The following is an 18,228-nucleotide window of genomic DNA, read 5'->3' on the forward strand; positions in this document are numbered from 1 at the left end:
TGCGTCCGATGGTTTGGGCAGCAGTAGGACAAGCAGCATTAAAAGGAGCTGCTTGGGGAGCTGGATGGGTTGTAGGTGAAAAAGCAGCAAATGCAGTTTTTGGAAGCAGTATTGAGCCTGCAGCTGATTATAATTACGAAGATGTAGTTGGTTCATTTGACTTAAACGATTAATTTTTTAAGGGGGTTTATCAACAGAAAGTAAAAATAAACGCCACGATATGAGTTCTATACTTAATTGTTGGCTCATGACCTTGTTAAATGTGAAAAGTTTATTTTATATCAAAAGTTGATAAACTTCCTAAATTAAGGGAGGGAATAAGATGAAAAAGCAGTTATTAGCATCAGGGCTGGCGTTATCAATATTAGTAGGAGGCGCAGGCTTAAGCTCAAGTTCAGTAGGAGCAGCTCCAATAAATGAAAAAGCGATTACAATTGAGAATTCTTTAAAAGACGATGAAGTACGTCCGATGATTTGGGCAGCGGTAGGAAAAGGTGCTCTAAAAGGTGCAGCTTGGGTAGGTGGATTTGTAGCAGGAACTTCTGCAGCTAATGCTCTTTTAGGAAACTCAATTGAAGATCCTGCTTCTTATGAATATGAAACAGTTATTGAATCTTTTGATTTACAATAAGCAATTATTTGTATCGGGATTAGCATTGACTTTTTTATAGCTGGATTAACTCCGAAAGCTGTTTTTGGTAAGTCTAATGTAAAATCTCTTTTTATTATAACTATAAAGAAATTATAGAGACCTTTGATTTTAAGTAATAATTTGAGAGGTGAAAGCAAATTGCAAAAGCAACTATTAGCATCAGGATTAGCATTGTCGTTATTTGCAGGAGGAGTAGGATTATGCTCAAATGCAGTAAGCGCTGCACCAATAACAGAAAAGGAAATTACAATTAATCAGACACTAAAAGATGAAGAATATCAACCAACAGTTATAGCAGCTTTAAGTAGAGCTGCACTTCTAGGAGGGGCTTTTAGTGTAGGTAAAGCTGCAGGAAAAGCAGTTACAAATGCTGTTTTTGGAGATAATGCAGTTCATCTGAATAATTATAATTACGAAGATATAAAAGAATCTTTTGATAACTAATTTTTTAGTCCCTGTTCGATTTTGGAACAGGGACTAAAAAATAAGTACGTATCTTAATTAGAGAGGTGTTTTTTATGTGGAGGCATATAGTAGCTGTAATTTTATGTATAGGATTTATCTTTCATTTTTCTTTAACGCTTGTGTATAATGCACCATCTAATCCAGTTAAAGCAAAATATAATGATGAAATTAATCTTTATATAGAGCCTGTTTTTACACAAAATTGGAAATTATTTGCTCCAACCCCTGTTACAACGAATAGTCACTTTTATGTACAAGCAAAGCTACAGACGGATCAAGGTGTTATTACTACTGGTTGGCTAGATATTCTTGACTATATGGTTGAAGAAAATCAAAAGAATCGTTTTACACCATACAATCGTTTGTTACGAATTCCTAGAGCTGCATATAGCTTGAGATTAGAAGGTGACGAAACCATTCAAAAGATTATTAGTAAAGTTAATGAAGGAAAGTTGGAACAAGAAAAGTATGAAGACTTAATAAATAATGAAAAAAAAGAACAACAAGTAGAAATGTCAGATAAATTATTATATAGATATGCTGAGGCACATTTAAGAACTGCATATCCTACTGATGAAGTTTTAGAGTTTAAAGTACTTTTGGTAGAATCTAACCCTATTCCTTTCTCCAAAAATGGAATGGATTCTGTAGAAGTAGAAGAACGTTACATTGAATTTGATTGGCAAAAGGTACAAAATGTAGTATCTATATTCTAAAACGAGGTGAAAAATATGATTAATAAATTTAACCTACTAAATCAAAAAAAGCATATGTTAGTAGGTGCTAGTTTAATTCGTATAGCTTTTGGTTTAATCATTCTTTATAACTATACCATTCATTATTCACAACGATATTTTTTATGGGGTCCAAATGGTTTAGTTGGTACAGACAGTGCAACAGAATCTTTTTTATACAATCTTTCTCTGTATAGCCTTAGTACTTCCAATTTATACTTTAATATTATTTTTCATCTCGGAATCTTAATTGCTATTGTATTTTTAATGGGGTATAAAGGTAGGTTAATATCAGTATTAAACTTTATTTTTGTTTGGTCGTTAATGAGTCATAATAATTTGATACTGGATGGAGGCGATAATATATTACGTATCATGTTATTTTATTTGATATTTGCAGATACTACACAATATTTCTCAGTAGATGCACAGATTAGAGCTTACAAAAAGAAAGTAAATACTAACTTAAGTAGTAAACTATCTTTAAGATTTTTACTCCATAATTTAGCTATACTTGCTTTTCTTGTTCAAGTTTGTATTCTTTATTTTACTTCAGGACTTCATAAGGCGATGGGAGAACTGTGGCAAAACGGAACAGCTATTTATTATATTTTACAAGTAAATGAATTTTCGCATCCATTTTTTAAGGATATTATATTCGCATCAGATTTCTTTATAGTTGTAGGAGCATATTTAGCAATAATTGTTCAACTAGCTTTTCCATTTTTATTGTTTAATAAAAAGACAAAATATATTGGGATGCTTGGCGTAATTGGAATGCATACAGGTATCTTTGTAGTAATGGGTTTATTTAGTTTTTCATTTATTATGATAGCAAATCAGCTATTGTTCTTAACGGATAAAGAATATAGATGGATTGGTGTGTTTAGTAAAAAAAGATATGAGAGAATACGCTACCTATTTAAGCCCAAATCTCAAAAAACTATAAATGAATCAGAATCATTAGTCCTCATCTTATATGATGGATGGTGTCCATTCTGTACGAAAAGCATAAAAAGGTTCCAAAGTTTAGATTGGTTGAAACGTTTAGAATTTGTTTCTTTTAGAGAATCAGGTGTTGCCAAAAAGTATGGAATTAGTATGGAAGATTTAGAAAATAGAATGCATTCTGTTTTAAAACGTAATGGAAAAATTGAAGCTGGAATTTATAGCATAAATCGAGTGTGTAAAAGTATCCCACTTTTATGGTTATTTGTTCCTTTTATTAATATTTCAATTTTTTTAGGTATTGGCCAGAAAGTTTACGATATGATTGCAAAAAGAAGAACCATTTTCCCTACTGGTTCATGTGATGTTGATTGTCTACTACCTTTAGAGAAGCAAGAAAAAGAAGTTTAAGGTTATGAAATAACACTTCTAACTAATTAGAAGTGTTATTTTTAGGAAGAATTAAATATGTGCTTAAAGCTTTCTCGCAACAGATAAATAAATAGAAGAGGCTATACTCTGAATGAAGAATACAATCATAACGTAGTAGATGAACAACTCTTTATTCATTAAATCAAGGATAGCAACTAGTACAACGCCACTTAATATTCCTATTGTTAACAGTCCGTAAGAAAATGATTTAATTTTTAAAATAAGCAACTGCCCTCTTTCGTCTTTTGATTCTTTACTACGCTCGAAAGTCATTTTATATAGTTCGGAAAGTATTACTAATATTATTAAACCAAAAACTAAACTTGTAATTAATGTAAACATTAAAGTTCCTCCTTATATTCAAATATACTTGTGATTTCTTTACCCAAAGCATCAGAAATTTTAAAGGCTAATATTAAAGATGGATTGTACTTATTCTTTTCTAACGCTACTATTGTTTGTCTACTAACTCCCACTGCATCAGCTAGTTGCTGTTGGGTCATTTTTTTTTCAACCCTTCCAATATGAATTTTATTATCTAGCACGGTATCCCTCTTTTCTGAATGAATTTTTTAATTATTCAGTATTCCAATACAATTCAAATTGTAATGTATTTCTTACTAAAAGTAAAGAAAATATTACATTTTAGTTCATAATTTTAATTCCTGCGGTAGCAAGGGCTTTCAAAAAAGGCATCTATACAACGGGGGTTAGGAATGAGTCCGGTTACAAATCTGTAACCGGTACTTTTATATACTAAGGGTAACAAATCATAGGGAGCTGGAATAAATGAATTTATTGAATTTAGAGTTAATGACGGCAACAGAAAAAGTGGCAGAGGCATTAGTAATGCGAGGACTGTTTGTGGAAGTAAAAGAAGACGTATTATTCTTTTCGAAAAATTGTGCCAAAAAAGATGTGGAAGATGTAAAATTGGTTTTAAACAAATTAACTATTCCATACATGACGTATGGAGAAGATAAAATCGAAATTTTGGTCAATCAGATGCCGATATTAAAGATGAAAAAGATCTTAACAGCTGGAGGAAGACCTTTTGAAATCAATCGGGCAGAATATCACCAACATTGGCGCTTTTTTGCAAACCGTCGCTACGGTTTCCGTGTAAATGCTTTTCAATTGGAATATAACATGGCACGTTTCGTAAAGTCTGCAAATCTGGCTGGAATCGCCACTCATGCAGGATGTAACGGTCATCTGAAAAAAGCACCGCGCTTCCAGTTTGCAGGTCCATATATGGGCGTATGGTTTGCGACTGTACAACGCATGTATCTTAATGAATTGAATTTAAATTATGATTGGGAAGTAGTCTATGAGGGCTATACAGGCGCCGAATTGCGTGCTAAAGCAACACAGAACTGGTGCTTGCACAAAATTCATCAGGACACATTAAGAATGGCAGAGGTACTGGAAGCGCATGCTGCCGAAATCCGCGAATTAAAAAGTGCGAACTTTAAACGTTTCCAAAAGAATTTTGTTGAAAATTTTTCCGATCTTGAAGGATATTTTATCCTAGAAGACTGGATGTATAAAGTAGTCAAGGAGGGGGATCTGTATGCTGACGAAAAAGGAATTACTACTCGAAAAAGAAGATCTATGGCTGTCTAAAGAAGAGGATTCGGATGAATGGTACGAAGAAGGGATACAACTTTACGAAAAGCTAAGCAAGGTAGATTCATTTAACTTTGCGCATTATAACAAACAGCAAGCCAATTTATTACTGGAAAAGGCCCGTAATGAAAAGATGCACCATGGAAATATGAACCGGGCCGAAAGTTTATTGAAGCGTGTGATTGATCTGGAACCTACTCATTCGGAGATATATTACCGTCTCGCATTTATCAATGGGGATCACGAAAAGTGGGAGGCAGTGCTGTTTTATGCGAATGAAGCTTTCAAATATAAACTATCCGAGAAGGAAAAAATCAAGCTCTTTGCCTTAATGGGTTGTGCATACAAAAAAATTAAGCTACATCACCGAGGAAAGGAACAGTTTGAGCATGCAGAAGCATTGGATGTAAAAAGTGAATGGACATTGTTTATCGAGAAATATAGAAATTTGGCTGATGAAAGACGTGTTATTTCACGACAGAAACGTGAAGAAAGAGAAGAGTGCCTTGAAGAAGCCTTGCAGAAAACACGTGAGAATATGTGTTGTATCCTTACGCTCCACACATCATATAATGCTTTAATTACTAGCGATACAGAAGTTTCATTGAACCCAAAAGAAGCCGAGCTTTTATCTTTCTTGGTATTGAATGAGACAGCCTTTGTTTCAAAATCTCTAATACTTGATTATGTATGGCCTGAAATCGCATTGGATAATCCGAATTCTACTGTGGTGAAACGTAATATTTCTTCGTTGCGGAGAAAATTATCCCAAGCCTTTGAGATCCTTTCTGGAACAGATTTTATTAAGTTTGAGGAGAATGGATATAAACTGATTCTTTCAGTTCCTTTACAGGTATTTAAAGGCGTAGATTATAGAAGGATTTCTTGTAGATAAAAAAGCAATATAACCATATAGCTATGTTGCTCTGTTCGTATTGTTCAAATAAACAAAGGGAAAATTAACTACTTATAAAATATCTAGAAATGATCTAGCTGTAAATGTTTTTGGATAGGTGAACCTTTTTGATTATAATTTATTACTTTTTTGAATATATCCAATAATAACATTAATAAGTTTAGTGATTTTAAATTTTTTATCTATACTGGAAATCTAAAACTTACCATGTTATAATGGTTTAAAAATTCAAAATAATTATTTGATTATTTTGTTTGATTAGCTTAAATAAAGGGTATTCTTTATAATACCTTGAAGTTGATATATATATTTTTTTTCTATATACTAATTAAGGTGTTTTAACATGTTAGGAGGAGTGAAAATGTCTGTAATTATGGCAGAAAAGTTTAACAAATCTCATCGTGAAGTAGTATTTAAAAATTTGTCACGTGATGGCTTGCTTATTAAAAATGTCCCTTACATTGTTGCTATTGATGGATCAGACGAATTACACCTACCTGGACGTGTAGCACTTAAAATTGCAAAACTTATGACATTTATGAAGCGAAATAATATATCCGAAATTGAATTTGATAATGTATAAAAATTAAGAAGCCCACTAAATTGTGGGCTTCTTAATTTTTATACCTAAAGCATTTTTGAAAGATTTCTTAAATCCAGTAATTATAATTGCTGTATCTTTTGTTAAGGCAGATACAATTGTAATTGTGTCAAATCCTAAGTTAAAGTCTAATCCTCTAAACGAAAACGACAGATTGGAGTAACCTTTCCATTCGAATTTTTCATGTACCTCAGAAGAGTTAATCAATACATCGATCAATTTAACTAATAGTTCATCAAATTCTATTTCGTCTGAATTGAAAAAACGCTCGTAAATTCTATCAAAAGCATGTTCCTTAAATTCAATAAGATCATCTTCTAAAGCCTGTTTTCCATCATACCCTTTAAGAAGCTTATCTTTATAAGAAATCACTTGCTTCATTTGTTCTGTTGCCATCTTAATTTTTATACCCGATTGGCTACCTAATAATTCTTGTTTAGTAAATAGTTTTGCGTAATTAATTAGTTCATCCCTTTGGCTTTCAGTAAGTAGGAAAACATTTTGTGCAATCTCTAAATTTTCTCCATTTTTGAAAGTAAGGACAAAAGGTCTTGTCATGAGAGACCCTCCTTTTTCAAATAATAAATGGACCTATTACTTATTGCGGTATTAGGTCTATGATTTGGATTCTATAAGTTTTATTTAGAGTTTATTTATACTTTAATAATTTTATTAGTTATATGAATATTTATTTTCTATTATATTTTTTCAGTTTTAAATTTATTTAGGTTTCTTTCAGTTTTAAAATTTTATTATAGATACTAATCATACCATCTTTAAATATAACATAAATAAAAGTATTTCACAAATTATTATAATTTTTCAGTTTTTTTGAAAAGATGCTTATAAGAGTATAACAGCGACTACTGGCTTCGTAGGTCAAAAATTAAATTATTGGTTTAAATAGGATTCAATAAGGTTGTTTTTTAATAAAATCACAACTGGTTTTAAGGGAAAGTACTTTGAACCTAATACTCGTGTATTTCGTTTATCCAAGTCTCACTGAAATCCTATTGGAATTGATTATCTTTATAGACTTAGTAGTGGTCATACAAATTTTTTTATTCTTAGCTCTCAGTCCAATTGTTATTTTCCTTCTATTATATATTATTATTAATACGATTTCTCTTCATTCAACAATATTTGCTGGTAATTAAATGGCCTCTGAACCTAAATATTATTTTAAGGTATAAAAAATATCAACCTTAAAAAATAATGCTTGTTTAAGGTTGATTATGGTATACTGATAGAAACATATGTTCCCTTGAAAACCCCTGTGATTTCAAATCATTTTTGACCAAACTATACTTTTTGGGAATCTACTTAACAAAAGTAGAAATTTTTTTTGAAGAACTGCAAGGGATTAAGGCGGAAACAAAATAGATGAGAAAAGAAATGCATCAAAAAAAACGAAATGAAATAGGGAGGTATATATAATGGAAGAAACTCTGTTTTCTTTGCAACAGTATAAGATGCAGCAACAGAAAGATGAAACGATTCAAGCGATGAAAAAGAAGAAACTGGATATGTATAAGCCGGATTTCAATTTATTTCAGGTATTCTGTGAGAAAAACTTTTTAGCTTTGAATTTTGATTCGCTTGAACTCTATTTACACGAACTCATTACACAACAACATGTACGCCTTTCAACATTTAACCGCAGATTTGCAGGAGTGAAATACTGGTTGGTTAATCAATACGGACTGCAGATGACGAATGAGCAAGAGTTAGGTGTGAAAATGCTGCGATCACTCTATAATGAGGAAGATTATCTGCGCCTAAAATCGATGCGTGGAATTCGGGCCGAGAAACAAACGGATGTGCTACGTTTAATCGATCGCTACGACACAGGGAAGAAAAGTGATATCCGTAAGCGTGCGATTTGTCTCGTAAATTTAATCACTGCCAATCGCCCTTCGGAAATGGTGCGAATCAAAGTGAGTGACTTTGATTTAGAAAATCGAACAGTTCAGGTGATGATGGTGAAACAAGGTGATATGAAAGAAAAACGCCTGACGCTCGAGTGCGTGCAGGCGGTTAGAAATTATATAACAGCAAGTGAACTGATTGCCGAAGATTATTTCGTCGGTGCAGCCGATAAATGGGGCAACCATACAAGCCGTCAAATTAGTGAAGTGAGCTATAATCAAGCAATTCAAAGCTGGCTTGGCTTTGCACCATATACTTTCCGTAAAACACAGATTACGGCCATGTATCAGAAGGGTGCTGATATTCCAACAATCGCCAAGCAGTCTGGTCATAAGTCACATCAGACGATTATGGAGCATTATATTAATTTACGGTCGGATGATGTGGATGATTATTTGTGATGCAGATAGGAAATGATTACTTAAATATACGATTTATATAAACCTATTTATAGACGAGTTAATAGACAAAAACAACTTCTTAGCCCTGTTCAAACATTGATTAGAGCAGGGCTAAGAAGTTGTCTACAAAATGGTAGCTAAATAGATTTTCATTTAAAGGGATTTTATTAGGGTTTGATAGAGATGTTCATAAACCTATTTTTAGCTAAACAACTCTAAAATCTCCGTATAATCTACTTCAGGATCGGGCTCTAAAATCCCTCGTTCAATCGCATCAAGCATTCGTTGTTCTTTTTCTTTCAAGCGATTATAAATACGCTCATCAATCGTATTGTGTGCTCCTTCTTGACCTTCAAGCATGAAGTAATAGTACTGAGTATAGTCGGTATCTTTCAATCCTAGGCGGTGAATACGGTCCCGAGATTGCAACATATGTGTTAGATTGAACGAATACTCTAAATAAATCGCATCATGGCAAGTACGGTGTAAAGAAACAGACTCGGCAAGCGTATGTGGATTCGTAATTAAAACATTAATTTCAGTCCGTTTGAATGCCTCTATAATTTTTTCGCGTTCTTGCTGTGGTGTATTACCGTAGATTACAGCTGCTTTGATGCCTTTTGCTGTTAAATCAGCGTATACTTTATCAATTGTATTAACAAACATACACCATATTAAGCTTTGTTTGCCCTCGGTGTGTAAATCTGTAGCTAAATCAATAGCAGCTTGATATTTAGAGGTAGTCTTTACATGTTTAATTGTTTGAATTTCGTCCTCTGTAAATACAATTGCGTCCTCATCAAAGTTGTTATACCAATTTAACTGACTTTCCTCGCCGTACATTTCAATACGATTAATCGCCTTTAAGAGCAACTCAGGATTTGCAGATGCTTGAATGAGACGAATATATAGATGGAATGGGTTTCCTGCATATTTCTTGTAGAGTAAATCAATAATCTCCTGTTCTAAATGGTTTGCTGGTACCTTGATAATATCATCTAGATTTGCAGGAGGCACTTGAAGTTCTATTTTTGTTGTACGCCAGAAGAATGGATAGAGTTTATCATTGATTTTCTCCATTTTTATTACGTCAGGATTTTTTAAATCATTGATTTTAAAGTTAAAGAATTTTTTATATTCATCGGTATATAGAATATTTAAGAAGTTAAAGATATCTTCATAAGTATTCGGAATAGGTGTTCCCGTTAAAACATACTTATAAAGCGGTTTTTCAGCAATTTTCTTTGCTACTTGTGCACGTTTACTTCGGACCCCTTTGATTTTATGCACTTCATCAAATACAAGCATTGTACGTTCATCGATAATCTCCATTAAGATATTTTCGTATTTTTGAAGAGACTCATAGTTAATTAATATTAGGTTCTTATTCAGACTATTAATTTCTAGCTGGATAATGGGAGCATCTTCATCATGGATATCGAGTAATCGTAGCTCTTTTTTATTACCAAAGTTCTCCGCAAACTCTAGTTTCCATGATAAGAATGAGTTTTTTGGTCCAATCATTACAATACGGTCGATAGCATTGATTGCAGGCGAGTTTAGATATGAGAAAACTCCATAAATCATTGAAGTTTTCCCAGCACCCGGAACAGAAAAGTTCGCAGCCCTTTTCATTTGGTGCATGTAGAATGCACTCCACATTTGCATTTCACGTAAAGGCCGGTGCAGTTCACTACTTACAATTTTTTGGAACTCATCAAAGCGTTCAAAAATTTGTTCGTCCTGCGATTTCAGTAAGAGGGCATACTTTGAGCGTTCTTCAATCCAATAAGCTTGCTGTTCAAGGAAATTCGTCAATTCGCTACCGACAATGAAATTGAATTTTTTACGATTAGCAAAACGTTCTAGTATTTTAATGACTTCCTTCATCTCGATATAGTTTAAGTCGGATTTAAAGGTAGGGTAATCACCATCTAAATATGGTGCTAGTTTTTGTAATGCATAATCTTTTGGTTTAATTGTATAAGAGGTTAGCGTGTCTTCTAAAATTAACTGACTATCATTAATAGATAAGATTAATGCATCTTCGATTAACATTTCTGGATTCAAAATAAGTCTCCCTTTATCGAATGACATGATTTTTTGTTTGATAATTTCATTAATATTCTTAACATGAACATTCATCATTTGAGCTTTGTTTGCCCAAAGAGTATTGAATTCTTGGCGAGCATGTACTATTTTTTGTAAATCAAATGGAGATGCGAGCCAGGATGTTGTGATGTCAAATGATTCAAAGTTATTTTCAATTGCTGCGTATGTTTCATTGTTAGAGCCAGTGAAGTAAATCACATTTCCATCTGCATCTTCACATATTCCAAATTTTGAATGGAATATACCAGATGTTTTGAAGCCAATCTTAATATCTACCTTATCTAAGGCAATTAAATGAGCTAGATTATAAAAATTAATCTGTTCATCAATAGTTAATTGGTCATCTAACTTCGCTAATAGGCTATCAGTAAGCTGTTCTCGGAGATCGTAGCCTTCTTTAATAATGGCAAAGTCTTCTTCACTGATATCTTGAGAGATAATAAGCCGCATTTTCCCATCATTTTTGATGAGGCCGTTCAAGCCCTTTGCATAAGCTGCAAGGGCTTTAGAACTGAAGTAACCACTTACTCGATCATAAGAGGTCGCTATTTGAAGGACCGGATTGTAAAACTCATTCACAATGTCTGAGGTTGTCGTATAATAAGATGGCTTAAGAGGGATTTCCTTATATACCAAGCTTCTCACCGAATAATTTCATTGTTGCATTAATGTTATCCATTAATGATTTGAATTCTTGTTTAGAAGTGGCATCTAAACGAGAAATTTGATCTGTATCAATAGACTCTAAAGTCGTAATTGAACGTTTTAAAGAATCAACTGGTTTGCCTTGGATATTTGTAATACGTGTTGTTGTGATTTTATCTTCAATAATTGATTCAGATTTCTTTTTAGATTCTAAATCGGCATTAACTTTACGAATAACTTCTTTTGTAACGTTCTCTTCCTCTTGAAAAGTTTCGTATACGTCTTCTACGATATCTTCATACTCTTCTAAAAACTCCTCGCGATTATCAGCACTTAAAATGTCTTTCCCTATATCGCGGATATAACGAGTAGTGTCACCTCGGTATGGAATTGCTAATGCAGTAAATAAGGCATTTTTTACGCGTAAGAATTCTACTTCATCAGATGAATCTTCTTTATTTAGAATTCCCATAACCTCTTGTAATGGACCATCTAAATTTAAGTCTCGAGCTACATAATATTTATCTTTCGCATTGATAAATTCAAGGAACTCAGCCATTAGAATCGCCTTTTTCACCATCTTTTCTACTTCAGATTTTCTCTTATTAGTATTGCGAGCATAATCTTCCACAGTAAATAATTTATCTTTAACAATAACAGTATAAACTTCCACTAAATTATCAATGGGATCATAATCTACAGGACGTTCTTCCGCATGTTGTAAATTTAACTCCAAACGTTTAATATCTTTATCTGTTAGACCTTCAGCTTGATCTAAAATTACTGCTTCAAAGTATAGGTTGGCACCATCTTCTGCGTTGATAAGGCGGATACAAGTAAACCTTCTGTTGCCATCAATTACCCGCCCGTCATTTAAAACAACACCCGGTAAACGTTGGCCAAAAAGTTTTATGTTTGCTTTAGTTGATTGTAGAGCAACACTATTTGATTCGACGATGTATTGTTGCAAGATGTTATTATATGCCACCTTGTCAGTAAGATTTAATACATTTCCTTCTGCTTCGTAACGATTAATTGAACTAATAATACGTCCGTTTTTAATGTTATAGTGCAGATACTCAGGAGGGATACGATAAACCTTATAATTTTTAGTTACTCCCTGAATTGTTAACTTTCTAGTTCCATCCGTTTCTTTGATAATATTTTTTGCGATTAAATCATTTAAAAAGACTTGAGTATTTGTAGTCATATATATCTCCTTGTTGAATGTATTTGTGTTAATTTATTTGTAAATTTCCTCGAAGAACGTATCTTTATCACAGTAGAATTTTGATAGTTCAGGAGAATAATAAACCTCGGTGTTTTGTAACAGCGTAATAGCCTTTTGCAACTCAATTCGAACCTTATATTTTTCATATATATGTTCAATTAAGTCGTATGCATCAATTGTCTCATGTTCCTGAACAAGCGATTCTAAAAAGTCAACCAGTGATACATCCCTTTTTTGAAGGATAAAGATGTAACCAGCTGATAAAGTAATGCCTTTAATCTCTGAATCTGCCCATAAAATACGATTGTAGAATATGTTTTCAAACCCTAAGTCTAATAATTGATGAGAAAATCCATTTTTTTGAAGGAGTGCTAGAGAAAAATATTGTTCTTTTTCAATAAATGCTTTCACCTTAGATTGAAAATCAATAATTGTAGATTTTGAAATACCAACCTGTTCTAATTTACCTAAAGTAATATACATATCGCTATCTAATTTAAAAATATCCAGGTTTTTTTCTAAATCATAAATAGTTTTCCAAAAACTTTGTGTTCGTTGAACAGGTAATCTTTCGTTGGAAAAATAATCTTGCTGAAGAATTATATCGGTAAAATATCTTTCGACAGCTTTATATTCATTAATCAATATAAATTGCCCTCGAATACTGAAACCCAGCTTATTTAGTAGCATGTTATTTATAAATCGAGTAGAGAAGTCTTCTACTTTTTGAGAACCTAATTCAACAATTTCATCAATCGTGTGAATATCAGATGTTAAAATGGATTTTAGATAATTTATTTCTTCGTCTGTTACCTCTTGATACTCTACTTGGATAATTTCTTCGCTAATGTACTCAGAAAGTTCCATTTGTAGATAGCTTTTTAATGAGTTCTTTTGTAAGTAATATACATTATGAACATAGTTTATAAAATCATCGATATGGATTGGCGCTCGCTCGAAAAATAGATGGATAATAAAATTTTTCTTCTCAATATTACCAATAGAAAATTCAGGCATGCGATTGTAAGTGACGTTCTTTATAGGGATAAAAGCCCTGTATAGATTGTGTAATTCATGTTCATTATGAATATCTATTGATTTCATGAAATCTAGATTTTCATAATGGATTTTTTTCATATTATAGATACCAGGTGGAAGATTTAAGAGTTCTTTTAAATAAGTAATCTCATCTTCATTTAATTGAGTGAAATCAAAATACCGATATTTTTTACTACGATCATGCAAGGCATAGGAACTTCTTTCTTGTAATCCACGAAGCTCAGCTGCATCTTTAGCTAATTCAATGTCATAGTTGTGTGTAATAATATGTTCATTATATTTTTGGAAAAGGGAATTATCATTTGATGAATTTCTACCGTGATAGTAAAGCACATCTTCAAATACTGCCAATTTATTCAATGCCGTTAACTGATTCTTATGATTAATAAATCCATTATAGTATCGAAGAATAATCTTTCGTTGCTGTTCTGTAAATGGGTAATCACCTATATTATTCAGTAAATGCTTAACACCTTTTTCAAACCTAATATTCAGGAAATTATAAATACTCTCAGGCTCATTAAATAGATCACAAAACAAATTTTTGGAACAGCTGAAATATTCAAAAAACTTTTTGTATAATGCTTCTTCCTCAGTAAAAGGTATTAATTTAAGAATTGTTTTTTCACGGTTCGAAATAGTCTGACGAGAAACCTTTTGTTGATCAGCTACCTCTTGCATAGTTTTACCATTTATTCGGCTAAGAAAAACATCTATATGTTTCACATTGGAATTTGTATTAATATGCACTTGTAATTCTTTATACTTTTTTCTGTACCATACACCTTCTTTATAAAGTAAGTCTTTTTTTATAAAAAAAACAAGGTCTTCCGAATTAAGTGTAGGATTTTTATCTAAAAATTGATTGGCTGTGAAAAACTCATCAGGCCCAAGGGAGTCTAAAAAACTTTTCAATAAAAATTCTCTATCAAGGTTAGAATGGTTTTTAAAAAGCAAATTTTCAAATTCACTATATGCATCCATAATACGTTGATATGTGGATTCACGACAATTACCGGAAGTAAGTGCAACGAATTTCGGTAATTTTAAATCTTGTAAATCTCCATACACGATATTATAAGATTGTAATAATTTAATGATGTTTTCAGATAAACCGGTAGCAGCTAAATGTTTTATGCTGGGTTGCGTTAATTGTTCGTCAGGCAAGGCACGCAAAATACCTTGGACCTTAGTAATCATACCCTTTTTTGAACCCACTTTTTCAATTAATTGTTGGCTTTCCTCTAAGAAATCATTAACGCTTAATTGATATGTATCAATGATTTTTTTGACAGTGGCTAGGCTTATATGACCTATTAAATGATATAGGCTATATTTATTTGATTTAGATATCTGTTTTATTTCTTTCGCCTCAGTTCCATTATAGTCTTATATCCCTAACTAAGTCTGAGGTAATTTATAAGTAATTACAATAGGAATGGTAGAAATCAAGCGAATATACAACATGATGAATAAAAAACCCTACTCAACCTAGCGGATCGAATAGGGGAGGGTTTATTGAATGAAATTAAGATACTCATTTTTAGCGACAAAAAGCTTACATAGTGAATCTGAGTAATATTGATCAATGGAGGTTGATTTAAGTAAATTATCGAGAGCATCAAAATTAAATTTCACACCAAAAGTGTCTTGTGTTTGTTCTATAATCTTATCCACTGATAAAACGGATTGATTTGTAGTTGTAAATAATTTTGCCAAAAAATGTGATAGATCCGGTTTTAACGGGTTCTTAATAAAAAATAATTGACCACAAATGTTTAGGTATTTTAAACGACCTGGTCTTTTTAAAAGAGATTCATAAAATAGGATTTCGAACCCAAATTCTTCAATTGGATGACGGAAACCACTATCTTTTAAAGAGGTTAAAGTGAAATATTGATCCTTTGGCACAAATGTTTCAACAGACTCTCTATAAGAAATTAAAGTGGATGCATCAATATTGGCGGATTCAAGTGCTGTTTTAGTTAGGTATAGATTGTCTTCAATTTTAAAAATAGAGTAGCTATTTTCCATGTTTTCAAGCTTACGCTGTGAAAAAAGACTTTGCCAAACGTCGTCATTAGGTAGTTTGAAATATCGTTCTTTTAAAATTTGGCTATTAAAATATTCATCTAAACTAGAAAAATTATGATGTAATACGAACGGTGGTATTAATCTATAGCCAATATCCTCAATCTGCTGTTCATTAACATCGAATTTAGTAAAGGAACCATAAATAGTTTGAATATTTTTAATAAATTGATCGATTGTGTAGATTTCCTTAGATAGGATTGGTTTTAGTTGCTGATAATCGTATTTAAATATTTGCTGATTTGATTCTGATTGAGCGTTATTAATTTTAAGAGCAGGTAGATCATCTAAAATTTGACTAACATAAGAAGCATTAAACCAATAAGCCTGTTTAGAAATAAGTTGTCCATCAGGTAATTCCGTTGTATCCATAGCGTTGCTAGCCTTAGGACGAATATGCATTATTTTGGAATCCTTAGTAGAAGGTAGATTGTTTAGGGTAATTGTTTTATCCCCTCGTTTAGCCAATGTTAAAGTAACACCTAATTCTAATTTATCCTTTAATAATGACCAGAAATTTTTTAATTCGTTATTTATTGTTTCTTCGGGCATCTTCCATACTTTAAAACCTTTAAAATATAATTCTGTCCCGACAAATTGGAATACAATAAATAAAAATGTTGTATTCGTAAATTTTTCTCTTAAAAAGCTATTTTCCCAATCTTCACTTACCACACTGTGAAAGTTAACGTGTTCAAATGACATGGCTTCTTTGGATATGCCGTTTTCTTTTAAGGAGACAGTTTTAATGATTAAATTAAAATCTTTCTTTAACTGAGTTGAATTTAGATTAGCATAAGAAAACATAGAATTAGATAACGAACTAATGGAAGTCTTTTTACTTACTAAATTTGTATTTAGTCCGGTTATTTGTCCAATCTCGGATATAGTCTTATTTAGAAATGTATTTAATGGACTAATAATAATTGGGATACTTTTTTGCATTACATCTGCTCCTTTAATTTCAAATAGAGATTTTTTTAATTATATACTAGTATCTAATTAAAAAGTAAAATAGCGCACGTCGATGAACAGGTGTACTTTGTAACTGATCTTCATCCAATATTTGAGGTGGTGGCTATTGCGGAAATAGATAGTCCTTTTTCATTTCGTAATGTTTTGATACAATTAATTTCAGACATTGCAAACATCCTTTATTACCTTCACTCGTTAGATTCGACCTAAACTGTGAGGTATTTCGGGTGACTGGCAAGTCTTTTTTTATACACCAAAAAGTGGATAAATGATGGAACTAGAAAGTTAATAGTTCAGGAAGTAAATAAGGTAAATAAAATCCACTGATTAAAGGAGCGGTATACTATATGATATTCAGAAAAATTCCAGCTACTGAAGAAAAATTTATACAGGCACGAACTAAATATGGAGTGATTTATGAAGAATATAGAGAATTTGCAGAACTACTAACAGAACAAGCTGGAAATGCTAAAAAGAAAAGTGGTAAGTCAAGTTCATATGCTAGATATTTATTGAGACTTGTAATTTTATACGAAGAAAACTATCAAGATTCTATTGGAGAGCTTGATAATTTTAAAGATTTTAAAAAAATAGAGAGATTAAGTTCCTTGAGTGATTTTAAAGAATATAACGAAAGGGAAAATCGTTTTCCAAGTGCTACCATTGCATGCTTTAGAGCATATGTAACATCTAAACAAATGATGCGGGAAGAATCTATTGATACAGAACTAAATAGTACTTTAAATTCCGCTTTTCCAATTAAAGGTGATATTAAGACTATTGAAAATGATACAGAGTTAATCACTGAGCCGAAAAGAAAACCAAGAAAAAGACAGACTCAGAATGGTGCGAGTTATCCAAGAAATTCTGCTGAAAGTATTGCTGCTAAGGAAAAAAGTAACTATAAATGTGAAATGGATGATAGACATGTCACATTTAAAACTACTAACAATCAAATGCCTTATATGGAGGCACATCACTTAATTCCGATGGCAGCACAAGATTATTATGAAAATACCATTGATTTTGCAGACAATATTGTTACGCTTTGTCCAAATTGTCATCGTAAAATTCATCATGGGATGCCACAAGAAAAAGCAGCTATGATTGATTATCTCTACCAACGCCACGAGGAATTTTATGAAACATATGGGATTAAAATCAATAAGCAATTGTTATTAAATTTTTATGGTATTATGTAATGGATTATACACCTACAAATAAATCAAACCTTGTTGAAATGATGGGGTTCTGGTACAAAAAATCTATACAACTGCAGTTCACCTCTAAAGCATGGACATACTAATACCATCCTCTACAAAATGGCATGGGAGTGATGTATATGTTCAAAAAAATACAACTTCTATTTGCACCAGAACCACTAAAGATGAGTATGTTACTTCTGACA

General features: G+C 32.1%; 16 protein-coding genes. 9 read left to right on the forward strand and 7 right to left on the reverse strand.

Annotated elements, in window-relative coordinates:
• Positions 1-322: 322 nt before the first annotated feature.
• The 4 genes from M3166_RS18255 to M3166_RS18270 all read left to right on the forward strand — a co-directional run bounded on the left by M3166_RS18255 (position 323) and on the right by M3166_RS18270 (position 3,210).
• Complete coding sequence (locus M3166_RS18255; protein WP_251691587.1) at positions 323-631, forward strand: hypothetical protein; 309 nt, start codon at positions 323-325, stop codon at positions 629-631.
• 159 nt (positions 632-790) lie between these two features.
• Positions 791-1,096 carry a hypothetical protein gene (locus M3166_RS18260; protein ID WP_251691589.1) on the forward strand — a complete coding sequence of 102 codons (306 nt, stop codon included), beginning with the start codon at positions 791-793 and terminating at the stop codon, positions 1,094-1,096.
• Between the two features lie 74 nt (positions 1,097-1,170).
• Positions 1,171-1,833, forward strand: a complete 663-nt coding sequence (locus M3166_RS18265; protein WP_251691591.1) for a DUF5819 family protein — start codon at positions 1,171-1,173, stop codon at positions 1,831-1,833.
• Positions 1,834-1,848: 15 nt separating this feature from the next.
• Positions 1,849-3,210, forward strand: coding sequence for a DCC1-like thiol-disulfide oxidoreductase family protein (locus M3166_RS18270; protein WP_251691593.1), 1,362 nt, complete (start codon positions 1,849-1,851; stop codon positions 3,208-3,210).
• Between the two features lie 63 nt (positions 3,211-3,273).
• On the opposite strand, the gene M3166_RS18275 is transcribed toward M3166_RS18270, so the two are convergent.
• Positions 3,274-3,573 (reverse strand): hypothetical protein, encoded by a 300-nt coding sequence (locus M3166_RS18275; RefSeq protein ID WP_251691596.1) that lies wholly within the window; start codon positions 3,571-3,573, stop codon positions 3,274-3,276.
• Positions 3,573-3,776, reverse strand: a complete 204-nt coding sequence (locus M3166_RS18280; RefSeq protein ID WP_251691598.1) for a helix-turn-helix transcriptional regulator — start codon at positions 3,774-3,776, stop codon at positions 3,573-3,575. The genes M3166_RS18275 and M3166_RS18280 overlap by 1 nt, the downstream gene beginning before the upstream one ends.
• A gap of 244 nt (positions 3,777-4,020) precedes the next feature.
• Here M3166_RS18280 and M3166_RS18285 point away from each other — a divergent pair, with 244 nt between their 5' ends.
• The 3 genes from M3166_RS18285 to M3166_RS18295 all read left to right on the forward strand — a co-directional run bounded on the left by M3166_RS18285 (position 4,021) and on the right by M3166_RS18295 (position 6,359).
• A complete protein-coding gene (locus tag M3166_RS18285; RefSeq protein ID WP_251691600.1) occupies positions 4,021-4,857 on the forward strand; it encodes a hypothetical protein in 837 nt (278 codons plus the stop codon).
• Entirely contained in the window at positions 4,805-5,755 is a 951-nt protein-coding gene (locus M3166_RS18290; protein WP_251691602.1) for a winged helix-turn-helix domain-containing protein, read from the forward strand. Before M3166_RS18285 ends, M3166_RS18290 begins: the two co-directional genes overlap by 53 nt.
• Positions 5,756-6,137: 382 nt before the next feature.
• Positions 6,138-6,359, forward strand: a complete 222-nt coding sequence (locus M3166_RS18295; protein WP_251691604.1) for a hypothetical protein — start codon at positions 6,138-6,140, stop codon at positions 6,357-6,359.
• A gap of 15 nt (positions 6,360-6,374) precedes the next feature.
• On the opposite strand, the gene M3166_RS18300 is transcribed toward M3166_RS18295, so the two are convergent.
• Complete coding sequence (locus M3166_RS18300; protein WP_251691606.1) at positions 6,375-6,935, reverse strand: hypothetical protein; 561 nt, start codon at positions 6,933-6,935, stop codon at positions 6,375-6,377.
• Between the two features lie 878 nt (positions 6,936-7,813).
• Here M3166_RS18300 and M3166_RS18305 point away from each other — a divergent pair.
• On the forward strand, positions 7,814-8,707 hold the full coding sequence (locus M3166_RS18305) for a tyrosine-type recombinase/integrase (protein WP_251691607.1): 894 nt from the start codon (positions 7,814-7,816) through the stop codon (positions 8,705-8,707).
• Between the two features lie 201 nt (positions 8,708-8,908).
• On the opposite strand, the gene M3166_RS18310 is transcribed toward M3166_RS18305, so the two are convergent.
• The 4 genes from M3166_RS18310 to M3166_RS18325 form a co-directional block, all read right to left on the reverse strand.
• A complete protein-coding gene (locus M3166_RS18310; protein WP_435368097.1) occupies positions 8,909-11,464 on the reverse strand; it encodes an SNF2-related protein in 2,556 nt (851 codons plus the stop codon).
• Positions 11,445-12,674, reverse strand: a complete 1,230-nt coding sequence (locus tag M3166_RS18315; RefSeq protein WP_251691611.1) for a hypothetical protein — start codon at positions 12,672-12,674, stop codon at positions 11,445-11,447. The genes M3166_RS18310 and M3166_RS18315 overlap by 20 nt, the downstream gene beginning before the upstream one ends.
• A gap of 33 nt (positions 12,675-12,707) precedes the next feature.
• Positions 12,708-14,954, reverse strand: a complete 2,247-nt coding sequence (locus tag M3166_RS18320) for a hypothetical protein (protein ID WP_251691613.1) — start codon at positions 14,952-14,954, stop codon at positions 12,708-12,710.
• Between the two features lie 315 nt (positions 14,955-15,269).
• Positions 15,270-16,790, reverse strand: coding sequence for a hypothetical protein (locus M3166_RS18325; protein ID WP_251691615.1), 1,521 nt, complete (start codon positions 16,788-16,790; stop codon positions 15,270-15,272).
• A 377-nt stretch (positions 16,791-17,167) separates the two neighbouring features.
• Between M3166_RS18325 and M3166_RS18330 the strand changes: the two genes are divergently transcribed.
• Positions 17,168-18,022, forward strand: a complete 855-nt coding sequence (locus M3166_RS18330) for an HNH endonuclease (protein WP_251691617.1) — start codon at positions 17,168-17,170, stop codon at positions 18,020-18,022.
• Positions 18,023-18,228: the final 206 nt, after the last annotated feature.

This window comes from Solibacillus isronensis, assembly GCF_023715405.1.
Classification (GTDB): domain Bacteria; phylum Bacillota; class Bacilli; order Bacillales_A; family Planococcaceae; genus Solibacillus; species Solibacillus isronensis_B.